Here is a 25,887-nt window from a genome sequence, read left to right as displayed (position 1 = left end):
CATGAGTCGTTATCGGATCGTCGCGTTTACCTTCGCCAGGCAGTGATGCCCAGGTGACGACAGGTGACGCACGAGTACGACGCCGAGGTACGCCCCACGGTACGCCGCACAGGTGACTCACGGGTAGGGGGCGGGGCGCTCCGCACCGCGCCCCGCCCCCACCCGATCCGCGCCCGCTCCGCGCCCGGCCCGCTACCCGCCGGTACGCACCGGGTGCGGCCCCGCGTCAGTCCTGGGTGCGGTGACCGTGCAGCAGCGCCACCGCCGTGAAGAGTTCGACGCCCACCCGGATCGACTCCTCGTCGACGTCGAAGTCCCCGCGGTGCAGGTCGCGGCGGACCGTGTCGCCGGGCCGGCGCACCCCGAGGCGCGCCAGCGCGCCCGGCACGTGCTCCAGGTACCAGGAGAAGTCCTCGCCGCCGAGGCTCTGCTCGGTGTCCTCGATGGACTGCGCGCCGCCGCGGGCCAGCTGGGCGTCCCGGATGAGCTCGGTGACCGCCGGGTCGTTCACCACCGGCGGGACGCCGCGGATGTAGTCGATCTGGGACTTCGCCCGGTGGACGGTGGCGATCTCGTCGACGGCCGCGTGCACCAGGTCGGGCGCGGCGCGCCAGGTCGGCAGGTCGAGGCAGCGGACGGTGCCGGACAGCTCCGCGTGGTTGGGGATGACGTTGGGGGCGTGGCCGGACTCGATGCGTCCCCAGGTCACGGCGAGGCCGGAGCGGGCGTCCGCCCTGCGGGCGACCATCGACGGGACCTCGGTGACGACCTTCGCGGCGGCGATGACGAGGTCGGTGGTCAGATGGGGCCGCGCGGTGTGCCCGCCGGGGCCGTCCAGGCTGATCTCCAGCCGGTCGCAGGCCGAGGTGATCGGCCCGGAACGCAGCCCGATGGAGCCCGCGTCGACCTTCGGGTCGCAGTGCACGGCGATGATCGACCCCACCCCGTCGAGGACGCCGCACTCGATCGCGTCGGGCGCGCCCCCGGGCAGCACTTCCTCGGCCGGCTGGAAGATCAGCCGTACGGGGGCGGGCAGCAGCCCCTCGCGGTCCAACTCGGCGAGGACGATGCCCGCGCCGAGCACGGACGTGGTGTGCACGTCGTGCCCGCAGGCATGGGCCCGTTCGGGGACGGTGGAACGGTACGGCACGGTCGTCTTGGTGTCCGGAATCGGCAGCGCGTCGATGTCCGCGCGCAGTGCCAGCAGCGGCTGCACCCCGTCCCACGTGCCGATGTCACACACCAGCCCGGTGCCCATGCTCAGCACCTGTGGCGCGAGCCCCGCCTGTTCGAGGCGGGCCTTGATGGCGGCGGTGGTACGGAACTCCTGGTTGCCCAGTTCTGGGTGCATGTGCAGATCGCGGCGGAAGGCGATCAGCTCGGCGCGCAGCGGTTCGGACAGCGTGCCGGGCAGGTTGACGCTCCCGGGCAGATCGGTCTCGGACTCGCGGGACATCAGTTGGTTCACCTGTTGAAGGGTAGGCGCAGCAGGGGGTCAACTGACCACTGATCAACAAAAGTTCAATCCGATAGGGGATGGAAAGACAGCCGCACAGTGCATGGTTGTGCACGTATGTGGGTAAACTTGCGCGCTCTTTTTGACCGTACCGGCAGTCGGACTCCACCGCCTCTGGAGCGCGGCGCCTCGGCTACGACGCGGGCGACGGCTCCGGTGCGAGGATGGTTGGATGATTCAGATCGGAGATGTCGAGGCGGCGGCGCGGCTGATCGAGGGCCGGCTGGTGCGTACGCCCACGGTGTCCAGCCCGGGCCTGTCGGACCTGCTGGGCGCCCCGGTGACGGCGAAGCTGGAACTCCTCCAACGTACCGGCTCCTTCAAGTCCCGCGGCGCCCTCGCGAAACTCCTGTCGCTCTCCCTCCCCGAGCGCGCGGTGGGCGTGCTCGCCGTCAGCGGCGGCAATCACGGGGTGGCCGTCGCCGAAATGGCCCACCTGCTGGACGTGAAGGCGACGATCTGCATGGCGCGCACGGCGCCGGCCCGCTCCATCGCCGCGGTGCAGGCCGCGGGCGCGTCGATCCAGCTCACGGACACGATGGACGAGGCGTTCGCCCTGATGGAACGCCTGCGCGCGGAGGGCCAGACCCTGATCCACCCCTTCGACGACCCGGTCGTCATCGCCGGTCAGGGCACCGTCGGCCTGGAACTCGACCAGGACACCGCCCCCGACGCCTTCACCGACGTCCTCGTCAGCATCGGCGGCGGCGGTCTGATCTCCGGCGTCGCGGTGGCCCTGAAGGCGCGCCGCCCCGACGTGCGCGTCTGGGGCGTGGAGACGGCGGGCGCGGAGTCCATGTCCCGCGCGCTCCGGGCCGGCGGCCCGGTCCCGGTCCCCCTGACGTCGAGGGTGACGACGCTCTCCGCACCCTCGGTCTCGGCGCTGACGTACGAGCACGTCACGGCGCTGGTGGAGGACGTGATCGTGGTCTCCGACGCGGAAGCGGTGCAGGGCGTACGGGACATGGCGCACCACGCGAAGCTGTGGGCGGAGCCGGCCGCGGGCTGCGTCCTCCCGGCGGCCCGCCGGGTCCTGGAACGCGTGGGCGCGGACGCGCGGTTGGGGCTGGTGGTGTGCGGCGGCAACGCGACGCTGGAGGACGTGGTGGCCTAAGGGCGTGTGACCGGAAGGGTTCACCGGCTCGCGGCGCGCGGCAGACCTTTCCGTCACGGCGCTAGGGCGTGTCTTCCGCCGGCCCCGACCCGTGGCGGCCGGCCCTCCGGCCGCGGACGTGCACGGGCTCGGCACGGTGGTGGACGAACTGGACGCCACTGATGATCACGGTGCCGTCGACGGGACATCGACCCTCGTCACCGAGTTGTTCGGCGTCGTGCGGGCGGCATCGGATGTACAGCGTCCGGGCCTCGCCTCGCTCGTCGGGGCCGGGACGGACGTGGACCGTCCCCTCTCCGGAGGGGTACAGCTCCTCGGTCTCCAACTCGCGTCGACCGACGAGGGCGACGGGACCCAGTTGCCGCTCGACCCATGTGCCCTGGTCGTCTTCGGGGTACTGGGCGGTCAGCCAGCCGTGCAGCCTGGGGTGGTTTCGCCGCTCGGCAAATGCGGCCCAGACGGCAAGGACGGCCAGGAGGACGGTGAGCCCGGACGCACCGCCTCCGACCGCCCACAGCACCCAGGCCGCAATGCCCACCGTCCCGGTGCCGGCCACCGTGGTGGACGAGTGGCGCAGGGACACCGGTGCGGTGTGGATTCCCACTGCGGTCAGGTGCGGGTCCCACGGCGAGGAGACCCGGCCCTGCACCGACAGGCGTCCGCTCAGCCGTACGGTCTCCCGCCCCATTCCCCACTTGTCCGTCTTCCAGGCGAGCTTGACCGGCACCTGAACGGTCGCGCCGGGCTTCAACTCGACACCCCTGCCGACGTCGGCCTTGACGGAGATGGGGGTGGGGTCGTCCGTCATCGTGAACTTCAGGTCGGAGACCAGCAGCGGCACCTTGGTCATGGTGGAGCGCAGCGTGAGGGTGACCGTGGCCTTCTCGGCCGTGAGGGACAGTCGCGAAGCCTCCTTCGGCCACTCGGCCACGACCTGCCCCGAGCGGTCCCGGGCGAGAGCGGTGAGGGCCGCCCGCCTGAGTACGTCGTCCTTCACGTGGGCCAGGTCCGGCCGTACCCAGGGTGTCCACGAGCCACCGGTGACCTTGGCGGGAAAGGCACGTTCGAGTACGGCGATGTGGCGGGCCCGGGTGTCGGCCCGCCACGCGAGCGGGAAGGCGTGGACGGTCAGGGTCGTTCGGGCGGCGATGGCGTCGGCCCGCCGCCGCAGGACCGTCGCGGGGTCGGTGCCGGCTGACGCGTCCGGGCCCTGCCGTCCCGCGGCGAGGACGACGAGGGCTGCCCGCGGGGGCAGGTCGCGTTCCAGCACGGTCAGCGCCGCGTCCACGGCCCCGGGAACGTCGATGGTGTCGTCGGGCGGGAGGGGTTCGGTCGCGCGCAGCGCGTGGACGTGCTCCGGGGTCAACGGGCTGATCGTCCGGCGGACCTTTCGGTCGAACAGGATCAGGGTGATGTCGCCGGTCCTGCCGGCCGCGTTGAGCAGGGTGGTGAGCTGGGTCCGTATCTCGAACAGCCGGGTGCCGACCACCGACGTGGTGTCGAGCAGCACGACGTACCGGGTGTGGACGTCGGTGACGCCGAGGGCGTCGTAGAGCTGGTGCGGGGCGGGCTGCTCGCCCTGTGCCGCGGTGGTTCCGGCCGGTGCGATCGCCATCAGCGCGGCGAGGAGCCCCACGAGGACGCGCCGTGCGGTGCCCGTGCGGGCGGCGGCGCTCTCCGGTCGGCGGTATGTCATGTGCGGCGTTCCTTGTCGGAGCGACGGGGGCCACGGCTCCGTCCGCGGGCCCGGGCGGGCTTCCACCGAGCGAGGGAGCGCAGCCGACGGACGAGGGCCGAGCGGCGCCGCGCGGCAATGGCCCGTTTGAGGTGCGGGTCCAGACGGCGCAGCCGCTTCAGGAGCCAGCGGTCGCGGGGAACGGCCGGGACCAGGGCGAGAGCCGCGGTCTCGCGTTGCCCCGCCGTCTCCAGCAGACCCCAGACGTGCCGGAGCCCGGCCAGATAGTGGGCGGCGTCCTCCCGGGACGTCCGGGCCGCCCAGCGCGGCGCACGTCCGTAGAGCGGGGCCACGACGTCCATGCCGGCCCGGTACGCGGGGAGCCGGGGCGTGAGGAGGTGCAGGGCTCCTCCGATCCGCGCCCTGGCGGGTGAACCGTCCCGGGAGGCGCCCGAGATGAGTGCCCGCCAGCATCCGGACAGGGCCACGTCGGACGTCCCGGTCCGGGCCGCGGTCCGGAACAGGACCGTCAGGGCGTCGTCGCCGAAGCGGCCCACCAGTTCCTCGATCCAGCCCGGTGACACCGGGCTGGAACGGCCGGGCAACAGCGCGCCGAACGCCTGGATCCAGTCGGGGGCGGGATGGTCGCGCCACAGCGGCCCGGAGGAGGACAACCATGCGATCCATGCCTCAAGCGGAGCCCGGGAGTCGGCGGCCTGGTCGCGCAGGATGTCGTAGGCGACCCGAGGACGGGCCACGACGACCCCGCGCAGGGTGGGCGAAGCGCCGGGCCCGGGCGGGCCCAGGCTCAGGACGAAGTCCGCCTGGGCGGCCGTCTGTTGGCCAGGTGGGCATTGTGCCAGTACGTCTTCGACGAAGGAGTCCGCTTCCTTTCGGCTTTCGGCGACGGACAGGTACGTCTTGGCGCGCTGTGTCCTTCCGGCCGCCAACTCCAGGGCGACGGTCGTGACGATGTGCTCCCTGTGGTCGCTCCAGGGGAGTTCCCACGCGTCCGCGCCGGCCGCTCGGGCGGTCGGCGCGACCGCGGCCCGCCGGTCCCGGTCGCCCGCTCCCCCGGCGGACAGGCAGTCCAGCGCGACCACGACGGCGCGGTCGTCCAGTTCCAGCGGCGTGCGCTCCCCGGCCAACCGCTCGATCAGCGGCACCGGTCCTCCGTGCAGTCGGCGGGCCTTGCGCAGGGCCGCTAGGTAGACGTGGCCCAGGGTGCCCGTCGGCGGTTCCGGCAGCGCCTGCCAGCGGACCTCGTGCTGGTGCGGTTTGTCGACCCCGTCGCCGAAGAACAGGCGCATGCCGTGTTCGGCGAGGTTGTCGGCCCAGGTGCTGGCCCGCAGTGTCGCGCGCACGCCGTACGGCAGGAGCGCCACGACGGCGTCCAGGCAGTCGATCCGCTCCGTCAGCGTCAGGTCCCCCGCACCCGAGAGCACCACGGGAGCGTCGAGCAGCAGGGCGGCCACCGTGGCGTACCAGTCGAATCCACGGTCGGCGCCCTCCATGCCGGCGGCCAGCGCGCGGGCGTCGAAACCGGGAAGGTCCAGGGGGACGGCGGCCGTCGACGGCGGCGGCAGGGACACCGGTGCCACCCGCTCGTACAGTCCGCGGTAGGTGACGCCGGGCCGGGCCGCCTCGGCGAAGGGAAAGGTGAAGTAACGGGTCGTGGTGATGGGTCGGCTGGCCCTGTCGATGTCCTCGGACCACTCCTTGACGGCGATGCCCGACCAGTGGCGTTCGCCGGTGCCGCCCGCCACGTCGAACGTCACCCACGGCAACGCGCCGGGTTCCCCGGCGCCTGCCCGGCGCGGCGTGCCGGGGGTCGAGCTGCGGACGAGCTGCTCGAACCGGGCGTCCTCGGCGCGGTCCCGGCTGGAGTCGAGTATGTGGTAGTCGTGCCCCTCCCCGGCGCGCTTGCCGAGGAGGGCCCACTCGGCGTACACCGTTCGCGTCATGGCCCCGCTCCGGCGGCGCGGTCGGTTCGACGGACCCGGCGGAGCAGCGCGGCTGTTTCGGCGGCCGTGCGGATCCGGCGGTCCAGTGCGATGAACGGCTCCAGGACGTTCATGGGGCGGATGCCTCCGCGGATCCGCGTGCCGTTGAGGTTGGCGAAGTCGGAGGGGCTGAAGACGCCGTCGTCGTTGACGTGGAAGCCGATGGAGGACGTGGCGAAGTACGCGGTCCGGTCGGGATCGAAGTGGTTCTCGATCAGGTCGCACAGCCGGTCGCCGTCGGGGCCGCAGAAGTGCCGGGCCGCCCAGTGGACGAACTGTCGGGCGTGGCGGTCCTTCACCCGGGGGAAGCCGTGCCGGTCGTTCACCTGGGTGCCCCAGCGCGCGGCGCGGGCGGCCAGGAACAGCTGCGGATCGTCGAACTTGGTGACGCAGACCGCCAGGGCGTGCGGAAGGTACCGGCCGGGCGGTCCTCCGGTCTCTTCGAGGTACGTGGTGATGCGTTGGATGAGGCCGAAGAGGTAGTCGGCGCTGGAGTTGGAGACGCCGTCGGTCGGGTCGAAGAGGTAGACCAGTCCGTCGGATTCGGCGAGCCGTTGGGTGATCGAGGAGTCGGGTGTCGACGGAGTGTCGTGGAAGTAGTGGCCGGGCACGTCCTGCACCTCCACCACGAAGCCGTGGCTTCGGTGGATGACCGGCTCCTCGTCGTCGTCCTGGTCCTCGCCCTCGTCGAATTCGTCGTCGAAATCGTCGTCGTCCGGGTTCGGGGCCCCGCTGAACCGGAACCGCAGCGGCTCGCCGACGACCTCGGTGGCGGGTGGGAACTGGCCGTCGTTCACCAGCGCCGTCTTGTGCTGGACGATGAACTCCTCGGAGACCCGGTTCAGCCCGCTGACCCGCCAACTGCCGTAGTCCTGTTGGGTGTCGCCGATGACGTGGGACAAGGCCGCGAGCAGGGTCGTCTTTCCGCTCGCCGGCGCTCCCCACAGGCCGATCCGGACCGGGCGGCCGTCCGTTCCGCCCCCGGCCGCCCCCTCCTCGGAGGGTTCCCCGCCCGCTGACGGCGCGGCCGTGCCCTCGCGTGCGCTGGGCAGCGCCCCCGGTCGTCGCGGCGGTGGGACGAGAGCGCGGTTGCGCCCCAGGGACACCTGTCCGCCCAGATTGCGGCTGCGGATCTGCGGCAGGGGCCTGCCCTTGGCCGACAGTTGGCCGAGCACATGACCGTAGAGGGTATCCAGGTCCAGCAGCTCGGGCCCTTCGGGTATGCCGTCGCGCAGGACGGTGATGAGCTCCCCGGTGAAGGCGGTGAACTCATCACCGGGCGGGGCGAGGGCCTTCTTCGTCTCCGCCGCCGACGTCAGGAGGCATGCCCCGTGGATCCGGGCGCGGTTGGCCACCTCGTTCGCCACCCCGTCCCCGCTCATCCACCCCTGCATCGCCCGGCCGCTCCAACAGCAGTCGAGGATGACCACTTTGTGCCGTGCGCGCACTTCCGGCGCGAGGATCTGTCGGCGCACCCAGTCGAAGGGGAGGGAGGAGGGGGCGACACGGTTGCCGTCCGAGCCCGTCAGCGCGAGGTTCAGTTCCTCGGTCACCGGGTCGACGAGCCCGTGGCCGGCGTAGTAGACGACGAGCGTTTCGACGGTGCGACCGGCCACGTGCTCCAGCGCCTTCACCACCTCGTCGGCCGAGTCGGGTTCCGGCATGACCACGCAGTGGTCCGGCGGCAGCCCCCACAGTTCCGGCGTGCACAGCAGATCGCGCAACGTGGAGAGGTTCCGTTGGACTGCTGGCAGGTCGTCGAGGGTCTCGTACTGGCAGGCCCCCACCAGGAGCGCGTACGACGCCTGCGGATCCGAGAGCACCGCGTCGGTCACTGCCCCGCCGCCTCCGGCGGCTGCGGCGCGTTCTCCAGGGCCGCGAGCAGTTGGCGCACCTTCTCGGGGTCGTCGCTGTTCACCGTCACCGAGGTTCCCCGATGCTCGATCCGGACCTCCGGGGTCGGACGACGCGTACTCCGCCAGGTCCTGACGGCGACCCAGAGGTTGGCGAGGGCGATCGTGTTGCCGGTGACCAGGCTGATCACCTCCAGCGCGCTGCTCATCTCGCCGGGTCTTGAGACGGACCGCCCCTGACGGACGTCGATCTGACTGGTGACGTCGGAATCCTGGCTCAGCCAGCGGTAGAGCGACGCGACGTCGTCACCGGTCCCTTCTCCCTCAATGGTGAGTGACAGCTCCATGGGATGGCCCCCGATCCCCTCTGCGTTCGCCTGTGCGAGCCGCTGCGAGAGCTGATTTTGCAGCACGCGGCGCGCCCGGCGCAGGGCTTCGCCCAGGGTTCTGGCGAGCCGTGGAACGCGTGGGAGCCGAGGTGCGGTTGGGCCTCGTGGTGTGCGGTGTGAACGCGACGCCGGAGGACTCGGTGGCCCTAGGGAGCCGTGGGCGTGTCGATCCAGAAGCGCAGCTGACCGTCGGAGTTCGCGCCGTCGGGGGTGCCGCCGTTGCGCTGGACGACCCCCAGCGAGGGCGCGTTGTCCGCGGCGACGGTGAGCAGGACCCGGTCGAGCCCGAGGCCGCGGGCGAGGGGCAGTGCCTGGCCGAGCATCGCCGTCGCGTGGCCCTGCCGTTGCCACGGGTGGACGACGTGGTAGCCGATGTGGCCGCCGAGGTCGTCCTCCGGCAGCTCGTGTCGGATCACCAGCGAGCCGATGTAGTGCTCCTCCGCGGTGAACCAGAACACCTCGGACGGGACGCCCCACCGCTCCCGCACGCCGACGCGGTCCGCGACGAACTGCGCGAAGTCCCGGCTCGCGTCGGCGAGCCACGACGTGTCCGAGCCGCGGTGGACCATGTCGGCCTGCTCTCCGGTGAGGTAGGACTCCCGGACCTTCGCGGTCGGCGGTGCGAGCCGGGGGCTCGCGGCCAGAACGATCATGCGTCTTCCCTGGGCTGAGATCGATCGGTGACCGTGGCGGCACCGGGCCCCTCGTCGCGGAGGGCGCCCCCAGGGTCTCCCAGCACCGGGCGGGTGATCAATCGCGATATCGACGGGGACGCGATATCAACGGGGCATGACTCCGACCTCAACGGCCCTGCTCACCGCGGCCATCGTCTGCAACGGCCTGCTCGCCGGCACGTTCTTCGCCTTCGCCTGCTCCGTCGTCCCGGGCCTGCGGCAGGTGGACGACGCCACGTACGTCACCGCGTTCCGCGCCGTGAACCGGGCGATCCTCAACGGCTGGTTCCTGACCGTCTTCGTCGGCGCCCCCGTCCTCGCCGTCGTCGCGGCCGTGCTGCGCCCCGACGGCGCGGCGACCGGCTGGCTCGTCGTCGGCGCGGCGTGCGCGATCGCCACGTTCGTCATCACCGCGGCGGTCAACGTCCCCCTGAACCAGCGCCTCGACGCCGCCGCGGCCGACTCGCCGACGGCGCTCGTCGAAGCGCGCCGGGCCTTCGAGCCCCGCTGGAACACCGCCCACCTGGTCCGCACCCTGACCAGCGTCGCCGGGGCGGTGTCCCTGGCGGTCGCGGTCGTCGTCTGAGTCGTCTGAGCACGAATGACGTCGGGCACGCGCGAAGGCCCCCTCAGAAGAGGGGGCCTTCGTCATGGAGCGCCCGGCAGGCCTTGCACCTACATTTCCCATCGGCAGATGGGCGTCTTTCCTTGGACCACAGACGCGCGACTCCCGTGCGCTGCACCGGAGTTACGAGATGATCGTACACGCTCCGGAGGGGTCGGCGGCCCGGCCCGCAAGGCTGCCGCGAGCCTCCAGGGGCGCCGGCCCCAGGAGTGCCCCGCCCTGCGCGATCGGCGGCGTGTCCGTCAACACGGGCGTCACCCCCACGGCACGACCGCCCACCCAGCGTGTCCGGATGCGCCCCCTCTCAAACAACCACCCCCTACTCGCGCGTATGCTCGCGTGACCCGGTCCGGCCCCGCCCGCCGCACCGGCAAGCCGCAGGAGTGGAGCGACAGAGTGACAGTTGGCGGTCAGCCCGGCCGGAGAACAGAAGCGCCGGGCCCGGTGTTGGTGATCATCCCGACGTACAACGAGGCCGAGAACGTCGGCCCGATCACCTCCCGCGTACGGGAGTCCGTGCCCGAGGCCCACATCCTCGTCGCCGACGACAACAGCCCCGACGGCACCGGCAAGATCGCCGACGACCTCGCCGCCGCCGACTCCCACATCCACGTGCTGCACCGCATGGGCAAGCAGGGTCTCGGCGCCGCGTACCTCGCCGGCTTCCAGTGGGGCATCGAGAACGGCTACGACGTCCTCGTCGAGATGGACGCCGACGGCTCGCACCGCCCCGAAGAGCTCCCCCGCCTGCTGGACGCCCTCGTCGAGGAGAACGCCGATCTCGTCCTCGGCTCCCGCTGGGTCCCCGGCGGCAGCGTCGTGAACTGGCCCAAGTCCCGCGAGGTCCTCTCCCGCGGCGGCAGCCTGTACTCCCGCCTCATGCTCGGCGTCCCCATCCGCGACGTCACGGGCGGCTACCGCGCGTTCCGCAAGGAGACCCTGCTCGGACTGGGCATGGACCAGGTCGCCTCGCAGGGCTACTGCTTCCAGGTCGACCTCGCCTGGCGCGCGGTCTCCGCCGGCTTCACGGTGGTCGAGGTCCCCATCACCTTCGTCGAACGCGAGCGCGGCGACAGCAAGATGAACCGTTCGATCGTCGTCGAGGCCCTGTGGCGCGTGACGGCCTGGGGCGTACGGTCCCGGGCCAGCGCCCTCACCAAGCGCCGCCGCTGACCCACGGGCCCGAGCCCGCCCCGACGCTCGCCCCCCTCCGCTTGCCGGTTCGGCATGGCCGAATTCCCGACCGTCGTCATCTTGTGTTATTTCTGTGCCTGAAATGGCGCACCCGCGTGGAGACGCGGTGCCCTGCGGAGGGGACGAAAAGCGAAGATGTCGGGACTTGAGACGACACCCACCCCGGCGGCTTCCAGACCCGCCGCGCCACGCCGCCACACCGCCCGTCGAAGATCGGCCAATTCCACCACCGGAAACGGGCCCGGCCGCGGCGTAGGCAGCCGCAGCCGCAGCGGCGGATCGAGCGCCGTCGCCCGCCTCCGAACCGCCTTCCTCGCAGCTTGGCCCGCCCTCGCGCTCTATGCGTTCGTACGGTTCGTCGGCACCGCCGTCGTCGCCTGGCGCGCCGGCGGCGACGGCCCGGGCCTCGGCAAGCTGCTCGCCACCCGGTTCGACACCGTCTACTACGTCCACATCGCCGAGGCGGGCTACGCCGCCCCGCTCGCCGAGAACTGCACCGTCCAGGGCGAACTGTGCAAGTACGCCTTCTTCCCCGTCTACCCGGGGCTGGTCCGCGGCTTCTCCTCCGTCACGCCCTTCTCCACGGAGATCGTGGCCTGGGGCGTCTCCGTCCTCTCCTCGCTCGTCGCGGCATGGGGCATCTTCGCCGTCGCGCAACACCTCCACGACCGCCGCACGGCCCTCTTCGCCGTCGTGCTGTGGGGCATCGTCCCGCACGCCATGGTCCAGTCGATGGCGTACACCGAGCCGCTGTTCACCGCGCTGGCCGCGTGGGCGCTGTACGCCGTACTCAAACAGCACTGGATCACCGCCGGCCTCCTCGCCAGCCTCACCGGCCTCACCCGCCCGTCCGGTTCGGCGGTCGTCGCGGCCGTGGCCCTCTGCGCGGCCTGGGCGCTCTTCGCCACGTTCCGGAAGCGGCAGAAGGAAGCACCGCCCGGGGCCGGCAGGGGCCGGCTGCTCGCCGCGATCCTCATCGCCCCCGTGGGCTGGTTCGCCTGGTTCGGCTGGGTCGGCTACCGCGCCGGCCGCTGGGACGGCTACTTCCAGCTCCAGGAGCGCTGGGGCTCCACCTTCGACGGCGGCAGCTTCACGATGGGCCGGATCGTCGACACCTTCACCAAGATGCCGACCAACCTGAACGCGGTCGTCGCCACCTTCACCGTCCTCGGCGCGCTGCTGCTGTTCGTCATCTGCCTGCTGGAACGCCAGCACGCGGCGCCGCTGATCTACGCCGCGCTACTGCTGCTCATCGCGGTGGGCGGCGCGGGCTACTTCCACTCGAAGGCCCGTTTCCTGCTGCCCGCGTTCCCGCTGCTGTTCCCGCTGGCGAAGGCGTTCGCGACGGCCCGCCCGAGGGTCGCGTACGCGGTCGTGACGGCGGCGGTGCTGGTCTCCAGCGCGTACGGGAGCTATCTGATGCTGGTGTGGAAGTACTCCCCCTGAACGAGCCGAGCCCCGCCGCTCGGTGGAGTGGCGGGGCTGCGGTTGGCGCTGTTCAGGCGGGCTGGTCGTCCTTCAGGCTCTGGACGAAGGTCGACCAGGTGGCGGCGGGGAAGACGAGCGCGGGCCCGTGGGGAACTTTGGAGTCCCGTACGGGTACGACGGGGTATCCGTCGGCGACCTCCACGCAACTGCCGCCAGCCGAACCGCTGTAGCTGGACTTCCGCCACCCGTCCCACGCGGACGTGTACCCGTCCGCCACCTCGACGCAATCGCCCCCCTCCGGACCGCTGTAGCTGGACTTACGCCAGCCCGTCAGCACGGACGCGTCAAGGAGTATGCGCTCAGTTGTCATCGCTTTCGTAGTCCTCCGCTGTAGCTCTCAGGAGGGCAAGGGACTCCTGAAACGGCAGCGCTTCGGCGAGGGCGAGGTCGTAGCTGCCCTGGATGTGCTCCACCACCGCTGCGATGTCGTGCACCTTGCCCGTCTGGACACCTTCAACGTAGGCGATGGGCGGCTGGTCTTCGAACCACATGAGTCGGACCATGCTTCCCAGCAGCGGGTACGAGCCCGCGCTATACGGAATGACGTGCGCTCGGATCCGCCCACGTTCAGCCAGGTCAGCGATGTGGTGCAGTTGCTCAGCCATCACAGCCGGGCTCCCCATCGGGCGCCTCAGCACTGCCTCGTCCAGCAGCGCCCAAACAATCGGCTCCACCGGGTCTTTGAGGACGTGCGCACGCTCTATCCGGGTGTCGACGGCCCGGTCACGTTCCTCCGCGCTGACCGGCGGATACGCCGAGCCAATGACGGCTCGCGCGTACTCCGGCGTCTGGAGCAGCCCCGGCACGTACGAGACGGCGAACTCCCGGATGATCGAAGCCTGCTGCTCGAACTGCATCGCGGACTCGAAGTAGTCCGGGACGGGGTGGGCATCCGCGCCCGGCCGGAAGTTCGTCAGCACATCACCCGTGTCCAGCGCCCGGTCCAGCCTTTTCGCGTCCTCCTCGGACGGTACGCGCCGCCCCGCCTCGATGTGCGTGATGTGCGTGCGCGTCATGATCGCCGCGTCCGCGAGCTGCTGCTGCGTCATGCCCGCCTTGACCCTCTGCTCCCGCAGCCACTCTCCGTAAGGCTTGGCCATAGGTCGTCACTCCCACTTCCCCTGCGCTTGAGGTGATTTGAACGGGGTCACCATCAACCCTTTTTCGGAGGCTACATAGTTGCCCCAGACTTGTCTCCAGAAAGCCGGAAGAAGGAAACCACTGAAGGGGTACGGCAAGGAACCATGGCCGACCGGAACGAAATCACCGCCCAGACGTTCGAACGGACGGGGTCGGGCGCCCAGATAATGGCGGGAGGTTTCCGGAACGGCAAGAGCTTTCCGCGCAGGAGACATCCGTGAACCTGGACCTCGACGAGAATGCGCACTCCCCTTCGTACGTACCGGCACTCGGTGACGTCGTCCTCGACGCCGCGACCCACAAGGTCGGGCGCGTCATGGACCGCATGTGCCAGCTCGTACAGCTCCGGCCGCTGGACGGCGGGCTGGAGTGGGACGCGTCTCCCCACGACCTGACCCCCGCGTCGCCCCCGGCGCCCCGTACCACCGCACTCAGCGCAGCGATCGCGCAGGTCAACGCGGTGAGCCGACGGAACGGGGGCACATGACCGCCCCCGAAGTCCCGCCTGCCGCGGGCGAAGCCACCGCCGACCGCCGCGTCTGCGCCGCACTCGCGACGCTCCCCCTCCAACTGATCGTGCTCACCCAGGACCTGTGGCCGGACCCGCCGGCGCACCCCATCCAGATCGTGACGGGACTGCGGTGCGCGCTGGAGGAACACGACACCGGACCCCATTTCGACCTCGTACGCGAACTCGACGACCGCAGTGACGGCGACGACGACCGGGCGAGTGGAATCTGGGCGCGCTGGAAAAGCGGAATAGAGCCTTCCTGCGTCACGATCCTCCAGGATTGTTCGATACACAACGGCAAGCCGGGCGGGGCGAATGACGCGTGCACGCTATTCGCCGGCCATCTCGGCGGCCATAGCCACGAATTCACGGACCCGGAGTACGAGGCCGCGCTCGCCAGCCCCGAATTCGTATGTTTGAGCGCGGAGTTCGAGGGCTCGTGGGCCCGACGCCCTGACTCTGCGTGACCATCATGGACTTCCGCGGCCGGACCCGCCCTCCGGCCGCGGATCCCCGCCCGGCTGCCGCCCCGGATATCACGCGCAGCCGGGCGGTTGTCGGTGGTCGTTCCTATGCTGAAGACGATCGCAGCGGTACCAGCACGGACACGGGGACGGACGGGGGTGGCGACGAGCATGTGGATCGAGCGCCATGAGGTGGGGCAGGCGGCGCTGAGCCGCGCGTTGGACGGGTTCGCCGAGCGCATGGCCGGCGACGTGCACATGATGCAGCACGACGAACTGCCGGCGTACGGCTGGGAGATGATCGCGGAGTCGTTCCTGGACTACCTGGGTGCGCGGTCGACGGTCCACGCCGATCTGACGGACAAGGACGCGCGGGTGGCGTGCGAGTCCGCGGCGACCGCGGGCGTCGGCGCGCTGGCGCTGCGCGCCGGCCGGGCCGGGCATCCCCACGTCTTCATCGACTACACGGGCACCGGCATCGTGTACGACGGCAGTCGCCCGCCGGAGAATCCGGACGGGGTCGCGGCCCACGTCTGGCTCGACGCCTTCTTCCCCGCGTTCGTGGCCAACGCGAGCGACGCCTTCGGGGAGCTGTTCGTGGCGTCCGCCGTCCCCCTCGCCGACCGCGAGTCCGAGCCGGACGTCGCGCTGGTGCACGCGCTGATGGTGTTCGTGTACGGCATCGGGGACGACGGGACGGACTCGGATGCGGCGCGCTCGGCCCGTATCGACGAGATCGCGGCGGCCGTCGCGGACGGCAAGGACTGGCCGTCCTGCCGGGCCGCGCTGACGACGCTCCAGGCGCTCGCGGCAGGTGACAGGGCCGCTTTCACCCGCGCGCTCGCCGCCCAGCTGGAGCGCCACGCCGCCGCGGGCACCCCGGAGCGCAACCCCGCGCCGCGCACGCTGCTCCCGATGGACGCGATAGCCCTGGCGGCGATGGCGGTCCGCTGGCAGGAGTGGCCGCTGGAGGTCGAGTCGCGCTATCTCCCGATCGGCCCGGTCTCCGGCTTCAGGCCGCCGGAGCCGCGGGTGCTGGCGTACGGGAGGAAGAAGCACCCGGACGCGGTCGCGGCGCTGGCCGCCGGCCCACTGGTGATCGAGCGCCCGGAGCACCCGTACGCGCGGAACGTCGAGCCCCTGCTCTTCGGGAAGTACGCGGAACGCGCCCTCGCCGCCTTCCGCGACCCCGACGAGGACCCGGCCGACGTCGCCCGACGCCTGCACTCCCTGATGGACGACCACCTCTCCCTCTTCCTGGAGCGCGCGGCGAGCGACCCCGAATGCCGCGACCCGCAGCAGCGCGGGCTGCTGCACATCGCGACGGAGGCGGGGGCGGGCGTGCTCCGGATGCTGCGCGCGGAGAAGGGTGCGCAGCTCTCCGTCACCGTCGCCGGCACCACCCGCGACCTGCCCGCGACGCGCCACGCGTACCCCCACGTCCAGCACTGGCTGCGCACGCTGTCGCTGTCCCTGGTCACGGGAGACCGTGAAGCGCTCGCCGCGTGCGTGACGGTCGAGCCCGAATTCCTCGTCAGCGGACGCCACTTCGCGCCGACCAACGCGTACGGCGCCGCCCTCCATGACTACCTGCGCGGCGCGGACCCGGAGCCCGCGGTGAACACCGCGTTCGAAGTCTGCTTCCGCCACGAGCGCGGCACCTACCTCGCCCCACCCGTCCACCTCCTCTCCCAGGTCGTCGAGGGCGACCGCGAAGGCTTCGCCCTGGCCCTGGCGGACGCCCTGGAGAAGCACCGCGACCACTACGCCATGGGCGAGCTGTCGGAACAGTCGGAGGCCGTGCTGGATCTGAACGTGCTGGCGCTGGTCTGCCATGTGCGCAGGATGGGTTGGGAGGTCCCGGTGGTGTCGCCGTACGTCCCACAGGGGGTGGTGACGCCGGAGGCGTTGGTCGGCTGAGCCCGGCTGAGCTGCATCGAAGGATGTACTGCGGTTTCGTTCTCCGAGGCGAGGTTCCGGGCCTTCTCCCTTCCTAGATTGGTTCACGAACGGGAGGAGTAGTTGCACATGAAGAAGTCGTTCAAGAACCTGCTGGAAGGTGGCGTCGCCTTCGCCGTCGGCCTGGTGCTGAACCTGTTCACGGATGGCGTGGACACCCCGGTCGTCACCCTGACGAAGGTCGGCGTGGTCCTGATGTTCGTCGGTGGCGCGCTGATCCTGACGGGCCTGTTCCAGATGGTGCGCGGCGCGTCGCTCTCGACATAGGCGCGTCGCTCTCGACGTAGGCGCGGCGTCGCGGCTTCTCAGCGGCCGGTCGCGCCGTCGATCAGCTCGCGCAGGATGTCCGCGTGGCCGGCGTGCCGGCCGGTCTCCTCGATCATGTGCGTGAGCGCCCACCGCACGCTGGGTGCGCTCCGGCCGGGGGCCGCCCGCGGCAGGGGCGCGGCGAGGTCGTCGCAGCCGTCGAGGACGTCGTTCGCCTGCGCGACGGCGTCCTGGTAGCGGGTGACGACGTCGTCCACGCTGTCCTCGGGCGCCGGTCGGAACGTCGCCGGCCAGTCCTTGACGTCCTCCCCGAGGAAGATCCACCGCTCGACGGCGGTGACGTGTTGGAGCAGCCCCAGCAGGTTCGTTCCCGACGGCACGGCCGCCGTCCGGACGTCCGGCTCGGGCGCGCCGTCGACCTTCGTGGCGATGGAGTCCCGCAGGTAGTCGAGGAACCCGCGCAGGGTCTCGGCTTCGCTGCCGCCGGTGCGCGGGGGCGAGGTGTCGCGGCGGCGGGGTGCCTTACGGCTCATGGCTTCCCCTTCACCCGGCGCGGCGGATGACGATGACGTGATCGACGACCTCGGCGGTCTGCCCGTCAGGCCCGGTCGCGACCCGCCGCGGCGCATCGGCCCGCTCGACGGTCCACGTCGCCGGGTCCAGACCGATCCCCGCGATGACCTCCTGCGGGGTCGGGTAGTGCAGGTCCGGATCCTGGTTCCACGACCACGGCGCGGTCGACCCGTGATCCACGACCAGCAGCCGCCCGCCCGGGTTCAGGCTGCGCGCCGCGGCGCGCAGGGTACCGGCCCGGTCGAAGTCGTACGGCGTCTGAAGGTACTGCGCGGACACCAGGTCGTACCGCCCCTCGGGAAACGACTCCCCGAGGTCATGCGCCTCCGTACTGACCCGCCCCCCGAGCCCGGCGCCCCGCGCCAGCTCAGCGACCCGCTCGGTCGCCACGGCGGAGATGTCCACGGCGGTGACGTTCCACCCCTGCCGCGCGAGCCACAGCGTGTCCCCACCGGGCCCGCACCCCAGATCCAACGCGTCCCCGACGGCCAGCCCACCGGCGACCTCCACAAGCCGCACGTTCGGCCCGGGCTCCCCGGCGTCGGGCCGACTCGCGTAGACGTCGTTCCAGAAGGTGGATGCTTCGCTGGTGCGCATGGGGGCTCCTTGGATCGCCTGAACCGGGAGCCCCCAGTCTTGGCAGGCCCACCCGGCCGGGGCGAGCGGGCTTGCCGTTTCCGCAAGCGAGGCCGTGGGCTTATCTGCCGGAGCGAGCAAGTATGGCGACCGGGCCCGCATCAGTCGGGTCGGACACGGCAGACACATCGTGCACGGCTATGCAGGCCGGGCGGAATGGCGACACCGAGCAGCGTCATCCGAGTTTCAGGAGGACCGGAACTGGGTGACATCACTCCACTCCCAGAAGGCCGTCCCATTCCGGATCTCCTCCTGAACCGAGTCGTAAACCGGCTGTATGATCGATGCATCCAGGACGTCGATGGCGACCTGTCGCTCGCCATTCCACTCGCTCAGAAGGCCACAGGCATCCACCGCTTCACGAAGCGCAGAGCGACTGTCAGCTGATGGTCGATCCTCCGCAAAGAGCACGCGGAGCACACGACGTCCTGACTTACGGACGAGCCGCTCTACACCACCGCTAGCGTTCAGCCGCACCACGTCACCGAGAGCCAGACCATAGGCGTAGAAAGGAATGCAGCAGACCGCATAGCTACCACTTTCGCTGGCCTCGCGAAGCCATAGCTGCTCCAGCATCCTCTCCAGACCGAAAGCCCGCAGGTCCACCATGGCCAGCTGGTTTCCTTCCCCCCTCCACACTGGCTCCTCGTGGCTGATGTAGGTGACTCCATCGATCGCGACCTGCAAGGTGATCTCCACTACTACAAATAGACTTGCGGCGGGCCATTAAATGACCCGCCGCATTCTCCCTATGGAATTACTCTGGGGATCTGCACAGTAGCTGCCATGTTGGCCGGCCACCACTGCGGTGGCCATTGCCCCTGATAATTTGGCGGCGGGTTGAGCGGAGCTATCCGATCCTTCTTCGAGCTGTTACAGAATGTACACGCAGGTGTGGTGTTTGCATCTGAGAGATCGCCACCTTTACTCCGGGGCTGAACATGATCTATGGCTTTTGCCGTGTTAACTCGACAGTAAGAGCACAAAGGAACCATTTGCGGCGGATTCCACTGCTTTCCAACACCGTACTCCTGAAGCAACCCCGAAGGGATCTTCCCGTACGCACCCGGCCCGTTGCTCGAACCGCCAGGGATGACATAAACGGACTCGCCAGCAGTCGGGCACATTCCCGGAATGGGGTTGTTGATGTTGTGGACCAGGACCGGCGTCTCGCCCGCCAGCACATAGTACGCGTGCAGTTCCGCAACGGTCAGATCGTGCGTGCGCTGGCGCTTCTCGAAGTAGCGGGTGTCGTCCAGGGTCGCCGTCGCGCCCTCGGGGGTCGTCAGGCGCATGCCCGGCTTGAGGTCGCCGGCCTTGATCCAGTCGCGTTCCGACTCGACCCAGAAGGGGTGCGTCGTGGTCGAGATCAGGGACGACGTCGCGCCGTCCACGGTGATCGTGAGGTCGACGAAGTCCTTGTCGTCCTCGGTGACGATCGTGCCGACGACCTTGCGGACAACTTCCTCGCCCGTCTTCGGATCGGTCGTCAGGATCTCGTCGCCGGGCTTGACGTCCTCGATCGGCTTCGTCGACCCGTCAGCAAGGAGTACCAACGTGCCGGGAAGGAAGCTGTGGGGTGACGGGCAACTGCCCGCCTTCCGCTGCTTCGCCTCCGCCGCCGCGAGTTTGTCCCTGGCCTTGTTGAGCTTCTTGGACGTGTCCATCACGTCCATGACCCCGGTGACGATGTCAGCCAGCAGGCCCCCGACCCGCTTGATGTTGCTCGCCCATTTGAACGGGTTCTTGCCCAAGACCTTCGCAGCGACCTGGAGAGCTTTGGTCCCGCTCAGGTAGGAGACGACATTGAGGAGCGTCTCACCGCAGGAGCTCAGATTTCCGCTGGAGACACAGTCCATGGCGGCCGTGATCCCCAGCACGTCCATGATCTTCTTGCCCAGCTCCTTGCTGGCCTTCTTCACCTGCTGCTTGGCCCCGTTGTGCGCCACCTCGGCTTCGTTGGCCTGCCACCGGGCGTCGTTGGTCGCCGTCTGTACCTTGGTCGGCGGCTTGGGAGCGCTGGTGGGACAGCCGAGGCCCGTGCTGCCGCCGCAGGCGAGCCTCAGGCCCGTCGGGTCGGCGTACGTCGTCGGGTTGTCGTTCGCGTACGAGTAGCCGTTCATCTGCTGGGGGTCGCTGAGGTCGATGATCGGGTCGACCGAGATGAACTTGCCTAGGTTCGAGTCGTATTGGCGCGCGCCGATGTTGGTGAGGCCCGTGGACGCGTCGATCGTGCCGCCCACGAATCCCTTCTGGCCCGGCCACGTTCCTGCATTGCCGGTCCGCGGGTTGCCGTACGGGTCCATTCGGCGCTGCGTGACCGCACCCGTCGTGGCGTCGATCGCGATGTCGCCCGTGTCGTGCTGGTCCGTGGCGATAAAGGAGACCTTGCCGTCGCTGGTGCGGACGGCGACGACCTCGCCGGCGTGGCTGTAATAGCGGGTGCCCTGGACCGTGGCGTTCGGGCCCGTGGGGAGGTGGAGTTCGGTGCCGCCCGGCATGTAGAGCGTGGTGCCCGACGCGTCCGTGCGCTTGAGGCGGTTGCCCTCGGCGTCGTACAGGAACGTCGTCTTCTTCGACTCGTCCTTGTCCGGCGTCGTCGGGTCGTCGGGCTCGGTGATCTCGTCGACCTTGCCCTCGGAGTTCCACCGCAGCGTCTGCGTGTCGCCGCTCAGCTTCCGCTGGGTCGTGTTGCCGGCCGCGTCGTACGCGTAGAGCGATTGCTGCACGCCCGTCGGCGTCGTCTCCGAGACCTTGGTGACGGCGTGCGGACCGCCGTCGCCCGCCTCCTTCGGCGTGCCGTTCTGGTTCGCGTCGCCGTAGGCGTACGTCCGGATGATGTCCTTCGCCGCGACGCGACCGACGTCGTGGCGGACCTCCTTCGAACGGTTGCCGATCTTGTCGAAGGAGTAGGAGGTCCAGTACGGCGCCGGTCCGCCGAGCGGGTTCGCACCCGGCTGGGCCGAGGTGCAGGCCGTGGGGGTCTGACCGGCGTACTCGGGGGTCTTCATGCCGACCGTGCCGGAGCCGGCCGCGGTTGCCGCCGTCGCCTCCGGGGTCCAGATCTCGGTCAGCCGACGCTGACCGTCGTAGGCGTAGCACTGGACGTCGGTCTTCGCCGAACTGCTGGTGTCCGCGAGGTCGGCGACCGACATGACGTTGCCCGACAGGTCGTAGGAGGTGTGGACGTCCTTCGCCGCCCGCCCGAGGCCGTCGACCGTCACCAGCTTGCGCTCGACGCGGTCCGTGCCCTTCTCGTAGAAGAAGTGCTGCTGGGACTGCTTGCCGCCGGTGCTCAGGGTGAGCGTGGAGAGCTGGCTGGTCGGCGTCCAGGCCGTGTTGGTGACGTAGCTGCTCAGACCGCTGAGGGAGACCGGCCGCTGAAGGTCGTCGTACCCGTGGGACACCGTCTCCTGCGGCAGCCCGCCCATCGTCGGCATGCCGGTCGATGCGACGGTGCCGTCCGGGTTGTAGTTGGTGTTGTAGAGGTACAGGCCCTTAAGGGCACCTTCCGTGTCCGGCACCATGTACCCCTGCGCCACTGGCCGGTAGAGGCTGTCGAAGCGGGAAACCACGGAGGCGAAGTACTTGGTCGCGCTGACGTATCGGTAAGAGGCGTACTGATACCCCAGCGCACCCGCCTTGTCGTACTTGATCTCGGTCAGCTTGGGATCGGTGGCGGTCTTGCCGTCGTGCCTGACGAGCGGCCGGTCCAGCAGGTCGTACGTGGTGGTGACGGACTTGCCTCGGGCGTCCGTCACCGTCGTCGGCCGGTCCGCCGCGTCGTACGTCGTCGTGGACGTGCCCGAGTCCGGGTCGATCGACTTCGTCTTGCGGCCGAGTTGGTCGTATTCGTACGTCCAGACGTTGTTGTCGTCGTCCGTAACCGTCGCCATCTGACCGGCAGGCCGGTAGGTGTACTTGGTGCTGGTGTGCGCGCCGAGCGGACCGCTGACGACCGGCGCCGCGCCCTCGAAGCGCCGAAGCTCGGTGACCTGCCCCGCCTCGTTGCTGATCGAGGTGGTCGGAATGCCGCCCTGCGGCGGGTCGGAGTGGACCCGGTCGCCCTCTGCCGTGGAGTCGTAGCTCGTCGTGGTGCGCCACTGCTCGTGGCCTGCGATCGCGGAGATCTCCGCGGTGGGGCGCCCCAACCCGTCGTACTCGTTCAGCGTCTGGGCGCCGACCTCACCGTCGGGGGTCGCCAGGAGCTTGTCGGAAGGCGCGCCCAGGGCGTTGTACGTGACGTTCGACTTGGTGATCTTGCCCAGGCCGTTGTACCAGGTGTCGGCCACCATGCGGGTGCCGTTGGGGCCCTCGGTCTGGTGCTGGCGCGGGCGCAGCAGCGCGTCGAAGAGCTGGTAGTCCGGCAGGGTGTAGACGCCGTTGGTCCACTTCTCCGTCTTGACGGCGGAGACGTCGTTCTGTCGGATCAGGTAGCTGTACTTGATCTTCGGGCGGGTCTCGTTCCCGAGCTTGGCGTGGTCGGGTTGCCATACGCCGGTCAGTCGGCCGAAGGCGTCGTACTCGTAGTCCACGCGCTTGCCGTTGGCGTCGACTCGGGCCGTCGGGTGGCCCCACGCGGGCGCGTAGTCCGTCGTCACCACATGGCCGAGGGCGTTCTTCGTGGTGCCCTTGGAGGTCAGACCATTGGTCTCGGTGTAGGTGAAGGTGTTGGTCGCCTTGGTGCGGTCGTCCGTCTGGGACAGGGGCCGGCCGTGGAGGTCGTACGTGGTGACGTCGGTGACTTGATAGGTGGGCGTCGTCCCGTCGTGGGAGATCAGCCGCTCCGACTGGGTCACCAGGCCGCGGGTGGGTGCCTCGCCAAGCTTCTTTCCGTCGTAGAGGGTGCGTTCGTCGCTGATGACCTGCGTCTTGCGCTGGGGCGTGGCGGTGCAGGCGACGGAGACGGTCTCCACCCTGCTCGGGAGCGAGACGATGCCCAGGGCCTGGTTGTCGGCGTAGTCGGTGCGGGTGCACTTGTCGTCGGCGGTGGTGGACAGGTCGCCGAGGTCGTTGACCTGTCGGACGCGTCCGACGACGCCCTTCGCCGTGTCCAGGGTGTTCTCGGACATGGCCTTGCGCCACTTGTTGTCGCCCGGCAGGGCGGTAAAGCCGCGGGTGCGCTCGGTGGCGGTGACGCCCGCGTCGATGACGACCTGCTTGCCGTCCCAGGTACGGGTCTGGGTGCCGGTGGAGCGGTACCAAGGAGTCGCGATCGTCTTGGATTCGAGCTTGGTGCCGTTGTACGCGGCCTTCTCCAGCTCGAAGCCGGTGAACTCCTCGCGGTCGGTGTGGACCGTGCCGTCGGAGTCGGTGACGGACGACGTGCGGGTGCCGCCGCCGGGCTTCTCGTCGCCGTTCAGTCCCTTGAGGTACGTGTAGTCGACGCGCGTGGCCTGGCTTTGGCCGTTGCCCGCGGTAACCCGGACCCTTCCGTAGCCCTGCCACTGGCCCCAGGTGAGGAACTTGGGGTCGGTGATGCCGTCGGGCTTGGGCTTCCGCCAGCCGGCCTCGTCCAGGTAGTCGTACCGGGTGACCATCGGATCGCTGTTGCCGGTGCGATCGGACTGCTGCACCGAGGCGACGACGTATTTGTGGAACCAGTCGGTGATCGGCTCCAGATAGCCGGGCGGGGCCCAGACGACCGGGTAGCAGCGCTTGGTGGAGGAGCCGGGCGCCGGCAGCGAGCCGACGGCGCAGTCCACGGGCTTGTACGTCACGTCGAGTTGGGCGCCGGACTCGCTGATGACCGTCCGCAGCCGGAACCGCTTGATCGGGGCGAGGTTGTTGCCGATCGTGTCGACCCGGTTGTCCAGGACGTCGCCGATGAGCTGGACGGCGGGGAGCTTGATGCTGCCGCCGTTGGCTCGTCCTTCGTGCTGGATCTCGTTCAGCCACAGGGTCTTCGAGCTGTCACCGTTGTCGGTGAAGATGTGCTTGAGGTGCCAGGCGTCGACGTCCGCGTACGTGGTGGCGCCAGTGCGCACCTGGGTGGTGACGGTGGTGAGCTTCTTGCGGGTGAAGAAGGACGGCGTGGACTGGCTGAAGGTGCACTTGGTGCCCACCGCGCAGTAGCGGTCCCGAGGGGTGTCGGGCCAGCGGGCGGCGTTGGCGGCGGTCCATTTGGCGGCGGCGCAGTCGAAGTCCGCGGTCTTGTCGCAGCGTTCGTCGGTTTTGAAGAGCACGCGGGCCGCTGCCGCTTCGGTGAACAGGGCGCCGTGGCGCTGGCCGTACTCGATGCGGGCGAGGTGGCCGCCGCGGGTGTACTCGGTGCCGTTGACGTCCGTCTTGCCGCCGCGGGCGTAGGCGTTCTGCTCCTTCTCGTAGAAGTACGAGATGGTGTTGTCGTTGCGGTCCTTGACGAAGTCGAGGTTCCAGCGCCAGCCCTGGTTGCAGGAGGCGTTCGCGAACACGGCGTTGTAGCAGGGTTCGCCGCTGTCGTCGCCGGTGACGGGGACGGTCCAGGTCGATTGGGTCTCCGGCTTGCCGGCGGTCCAGCCGAGGCGTTTGTTGAGGCCGAAGTAGTACTCGGTGCCGTCGGCGACCACCTTCCAGTGCTCGCCGTCGTTGTCGCCGTTGTCGGCGCCGGTCAGCTTCTCGATCTTCCAGCCGGAGTCGCTGACCATGCGCCACTCGCCGGTGGCGTCGTCCTTGATCAGCTGGCCGGACGAGCCCTTGAGCATGATGGTGGCGTTGTCGTGGGCCCAGCACAGCTCGCCGGAGGACGTGTGGCCGTCGTCGGCGCACGCCTTGTACTGGCGCTCGATGTAGCCGGGCTCGTACCCGAAGCCCTCACCCGCCCAGGAGCCCTGGTTGTTGGTGATGGCCGTCTTGCCGTCGGTGGTCTGGGAGGAGTATGAGAGTCCGATCTCCGGCTGGAAGCCACCGGGGACGGGCGCCGTGTCCATCGGGTACGACCAGCTGAAGCCGCCGGAGGACGGGGTGACGTTCCAGGAGGCGGAGGGGGTCAGCGGGGTCGCTTCGTAGGAGCCCTTGGACGATTCCGCGCTGGAGGCCACCGCAAGCAGGGGTGCGCTCTTCCCGGCGCCGACCGGGACGTCCGCGGAGAGGGTCTTCTTCTCGGTGTCGTTCACCGTCGGCAGCGGGACGGGTGCCTGGGGGCACGCCTTGGAGCCGGGTGCGGCGGCGAGGGCACAGGCCGGGAGCTGAAAGAGGGTCAGGCGGGCGCCGTAGTCGCCGCCGTGGCCGTCGGCGAAGCTGGTGTAGTCGATGCCGATGCGGGCCTTCGTGGCCTTGGTCTTGGCCTCGGTGCCCTCCTGGGTGACTTTGAGGAGGGTGCTCGCACCGACGGCCTTCGCACGGGCCTGGTCGACCACCTCCACGCGCACCGGTGCGGTGGCGGCCGGCGCCTTCGCCGCCTTCCGTGCCGTGGGGGCGGAGAGCGTGACGGGAAGGCCACCAGGGCGAACGGTCTTGGTCCCGGTCGCCAGATCGGCCGTGACGCTGCCCGCGACGGGCCAGCGCGCCGGGGCCAGGGAGGTGACCGCCGCCTTCTTCGTCGTGTCGACCGGTTGCGGCTTGGCCTTGGCCGGCGAGCCCTTGGCGGGGTCGTCGAAGGTGGGCTTGTCCGCCCGGTAGGGGCGGACCTTCTCCTCGTAGACGGTCGCCGCCTGCACCGTCGACGCGGTGAGCGCGGTCGACAGCGTCAGCACGATGGCCGCCACGGCTCTGGAGCCGCGTGGGAAGCGCGCACGTCGGGTGCGGGCAGGCATGGAGTACTCCCGTGGCAGAGGTGGGAAGCGAAGGCTGGTGGCCCGGTCGCCGCCTGGGAGCGGCGACCGGGTG

General features: G+C 70.0%; 20 protein-coding genes. 8 read left to right on the top strand and 12 right to left on the bottom strand.

Features of this window, described 5'->3' with window-relative positions; translation table 11 throughout:
• Nucleotides 1-226: 226 nt before the first annotated feature.
• Entirely contained in the window at nt 227-1,456 is a 1,230-nt protein-coding gene (locus AB0E05_RS02105) for an amidohydrolase (RefSeq protein ID WP_361957271.1), read from the bottom strand.
• A 232-nt stretch (nt 1,457-1,688) separates the two neighbouring features.
• Between AB0E05_RS02105 and AB0E05_RS02100 the strand changes: the two genes are divergently transcribed.
• Nucleotides 1,689-2,630, top strand: coding sequence for a pyridoxal-phosphate dependent enzyme (locus tag AB0E05_RS02100; RefSeq protein WP_361957197.1), 942 nt, complete (start codon nt 1,689-1,691; stop codon nt 2,628-2,630).
• A 61-nt stretch (nt 2,631-2,691) separates the two neighbouring features.
• Here AB0E05_RS02100 and AB0E05_RS02095 read toward each other — a convergent pair whose 3' ends face one another.
• The 5 genes from AB0E05_RS02095 to AB0E05_RS02075 all read right to left on the bottom strand — a co-directional run bounded on the left by AB0E05_RS02095 (nt 2,692) and on the right by AB0E05_RS02075 (nt 9,203).
• Complete coding sequence (locus tag AB0E05_RS02095) at nt 2,692-4,326, bottom strand: hypothetical protein (protein WP_361957194.1); 1,635 nt, start codon at nt 4,324-4,326, stop codon at nt 2,692-2,694.
• Complete coding sequence (locus AB0E05_RS02090; protein ID WP_361957191.1) at nt 4,323-6,269, bottom strand: hypothetical protein; 1,947 nt, start codon at nt 6,267-6,269, stop codon at nt 4,323-4,325. Before AB0E05_RS02090 ends, AB0E05_RS02095 begins: the two co-directional genes overlap by 4 nt.
• Complete coding sequence (locus AB0E05_RS02085; protein ID WP_361957188.1) at nt 6,266-8,143, bottom strand: caspase family protein; 1,878 nt, start codon at nt 8,141-8,143, stop codon at nt 6,266-6,268. The genes AB0E05_RS02090 and AB0E05_RS02085 overlap by 4 nt, the downstream gene beginning before the upstream one ends.
• A complete protein-coding gene (locus AB0E05_RS02080) occupies nt 8,140-8,508 on the bottom strand; it encodes a hypothetical protein (protein WP_361957185.1) in 369 nt (122 codons plus the stop codon). Before AB0E05_RS02080 ends, AB0E05_RS02085 begins: the two co-directional genes overlap by 4 nt.
• A 188-nt stretch (nt 8,509-8,696) precedes the next feature.
• Nucleotides 8,697-9,203, bottom strand: coding sequence for a GNAT family N-acetyltransferase (locus AB0E05_RS02075; RefSeq protein ID WP_361957182.1), 507 nt, complete (start codon nt 9,201-9,203; stop codon nt 8,697-8,699).
• 136 nt (nt 9,204-9,339) lie between these two features.
• Here AB0E05_RS02075 and AB0E05_RS02070 point away from each other — a divergent pair, with 136 nt between their 5' ends.
• From AB0E05_RS02070 to AB0E05_RS02060, 3 genes are all read left to right on the top strand, one after another.
• On the top strand, nt 9,340-9,810 hold the full coding sequence (locus AB0E05_RS02070; RefSeq protein WP_361957179.1) for a DUF1772 domain-containing protein: 471 nt from the start codon (nt 9,340-9,342) through the stop codon (nt 9,808-9,810).
• 489 nt (nt 9,811-10,299) lie between these two features.
• Nucleotides 10,300-11,022, top strand: coding sequence for a polyprenol monophosphomannose synthase (locus AB0E05_RS02065; RefSeq protein ID WP_361957268.1), 723 nt, complete (start codon nt 10,300-10,302; stop codon nt 11,020-11,022).
• Nucleotides 11,023-11,178: 156 nt separating this feature from the next.
• Nucleotides 11,179-12,489: a glycosyltransferase family 39 protein gene (locus AB0E05_RS02060; protein ID WP_361957176.1), complete on the top strand. Its 1,311-nt coding sequence runs from the start codon at nt 11,179-11,181 to the stop codon at nt 12,487-12,489.
• A gap of 52 nt (nt 12,490-12,541) precedes the next feature.
• Here AB0E05_RS02060 and AB0E05_RS02055 read toward each other — a convergent pair whose 3' ends face one another.
• Together AB0E05_RS02055 and AB0E05_RS02050 are read right to left on the bottom strand one after the other, a co-directional pair.
• Nucleotides 12,542-12,841, bottom strand: coding sequence for a DUF397 domain-containing protein (locus tag AB0E05_RS02055; protein ID WP_361957173.1), 300 nt, complete (start codon nt 12,839-12,841; stop codon nt 12,542-12,544).
• Nucleotides 12,831-13,631 (bottom strand): helix-turn-helix transcriptional regulator, encoded by an 801-nt coding sequence (locus tag AB0E05_RS02050; RefSeq protein WP_361957170.1) that lies wholly within the window; start codon nt 13,629-13,631, stop codon nt 12,831-12,833. The genes AB0E05_RS02055 and AB0E05_RS02050 overlap by 11 nt, the downstream gene beginning before the upstream one ends.
• Nucleotides 13,632-13,888: 257 nt before the next feature.
• Here AB0E05_RS02050 and AB0E05_RS02045 point away from each other — a divergent pair, with 257 nt between their 5' ends.
• The 4 genes from AB0E05_RS02045 (at nt 13,889) to AB0E05_RS02030 (ending at nt 16,872) form a co-directional block, all read left to right on the top strand.
• Nucleotides 13,889-14,158, top strand: a complete 270-nt coding sequence (locus AB0E05_RS02045; RefSeq protein ID WP_361957167.1) for a hypothetical protein — start codon at nt 13,889-13,891, stop codon at nt 14,156-14,158.
• Nucleotides 14,155-14,649 (top strand): hypothetical protein, encoded by a 495-nt coding sequence (locus tag AB0E05_RS02040; RefSeq protein WP_361957164.1) that lies wholly within the window; start codon nt 14,155-14,157, stop codon nt 14,647-14,649. The genes AB0E05_RS02045 and AB0E05_RS02040 overlap by 4 nt, the downstream gene beginning before the upstream one ends.
• A 156-nt stretch (nt 14,650-14,805) precedes the next feature.
• Nucleotides 14,806-16,566 carry an immunity 49 family protein gene (locus AB0E05_RS02035; protein WP_361957161.1) on the top strand — a complete coding sequence of 587 codons (1,761 nt, stop codon included), beginning with the start codon at nt 14,806-14,808 and terminating at the stop codon, nt 16,564-16,566.
• Between the two features lie 108 nt (nt 16,567-16,674).
• Nucleotides 16,675-16,872 carry a DUF5708 family protein gene (locus tag AB0E05_RS02030; protein WP_361957158.1) on the top strand — a complete coding sequence of 66 codons (198 nt, stop codon included), beginning with the start codon at nt 16,675-16,677 and terminating at the stop codon, nt 16,870-16,872.
• Nucleotides 16,873-16,910: 38 nt separating this feature from the next.
• Here the strand turns inward: AB0E05_RS02030 and AB0E05_RS02025 are convergent, their stop codons facing one another.
• The 4 genes from AB0E05_RS02025 to AB0E05_RS02010 form a co-directional block, all read right to left on the bottom strand.
• On the bottom strand, nt 16,911-17,405 hold the full coding sequence (locus tag AB0E05_RS02025; protein WP_361957156.1) for a DinB family protein: 495 nt from the start codon (nt 17,403-17,405) through the stop codon (nt 16,911-16,913).
• Between the two features lie 10 nt (nt 17,406-17,415).
• Nucleotides 17,416-18,042: a class I SAM-dependent methyltransferase gene (locus AB0E05_RS02020; RefSeq protein WP_361957153.1), complete on the bottom strand. Its 627-nt coding sequence runs from the start codon at nt 18,040-18,042 to the stop codon at nt 17,416-17,418.
• A 225-nt stretch (nt 18,043-18,267) separates the two neighbouring features.
• Nucleotides 18,268-18,780 (bottom strand): DUF4265 domain-containing protein, encoded by a 513-nt coding sequence (locus AB0E05_RS02015; RefSeq protein WP_361957150.1) that lies wholly within the window; start codon nt 18,778-18,780, stop codon nt 18,268-18,270.
• A 50-nt stretch (nt 18,781-18,830) separates the two neighbouring features.
• A complete protein-coding gene (locus tag AB0E05_RS02010; RefSeq protein WP_361957147.1) occupies nt 18,831-25,814 on the bottom strand; it encodes a polymorphic toxin-type HINT domain-containing protein in 6,984 nt (2,327 codons plus the stop codon).
• Nucleotides 25,815-25,887: the final 73 nt, after the last annotated feature.

The sequence above is a fragment of the Streptomyces sp. NPDC048057 genome (assembly GCF_040653095.1).
Classification (GTDB): Bacteria; Actinomycetota; Actinomycetes; order Streptomycetales; family Streptomycetaceae; genus Streptomyces.
Note: the sequence above shows the minus strand (reverse complement) of the source record. Positions and strands in the feature narration are given on the sequence as shown.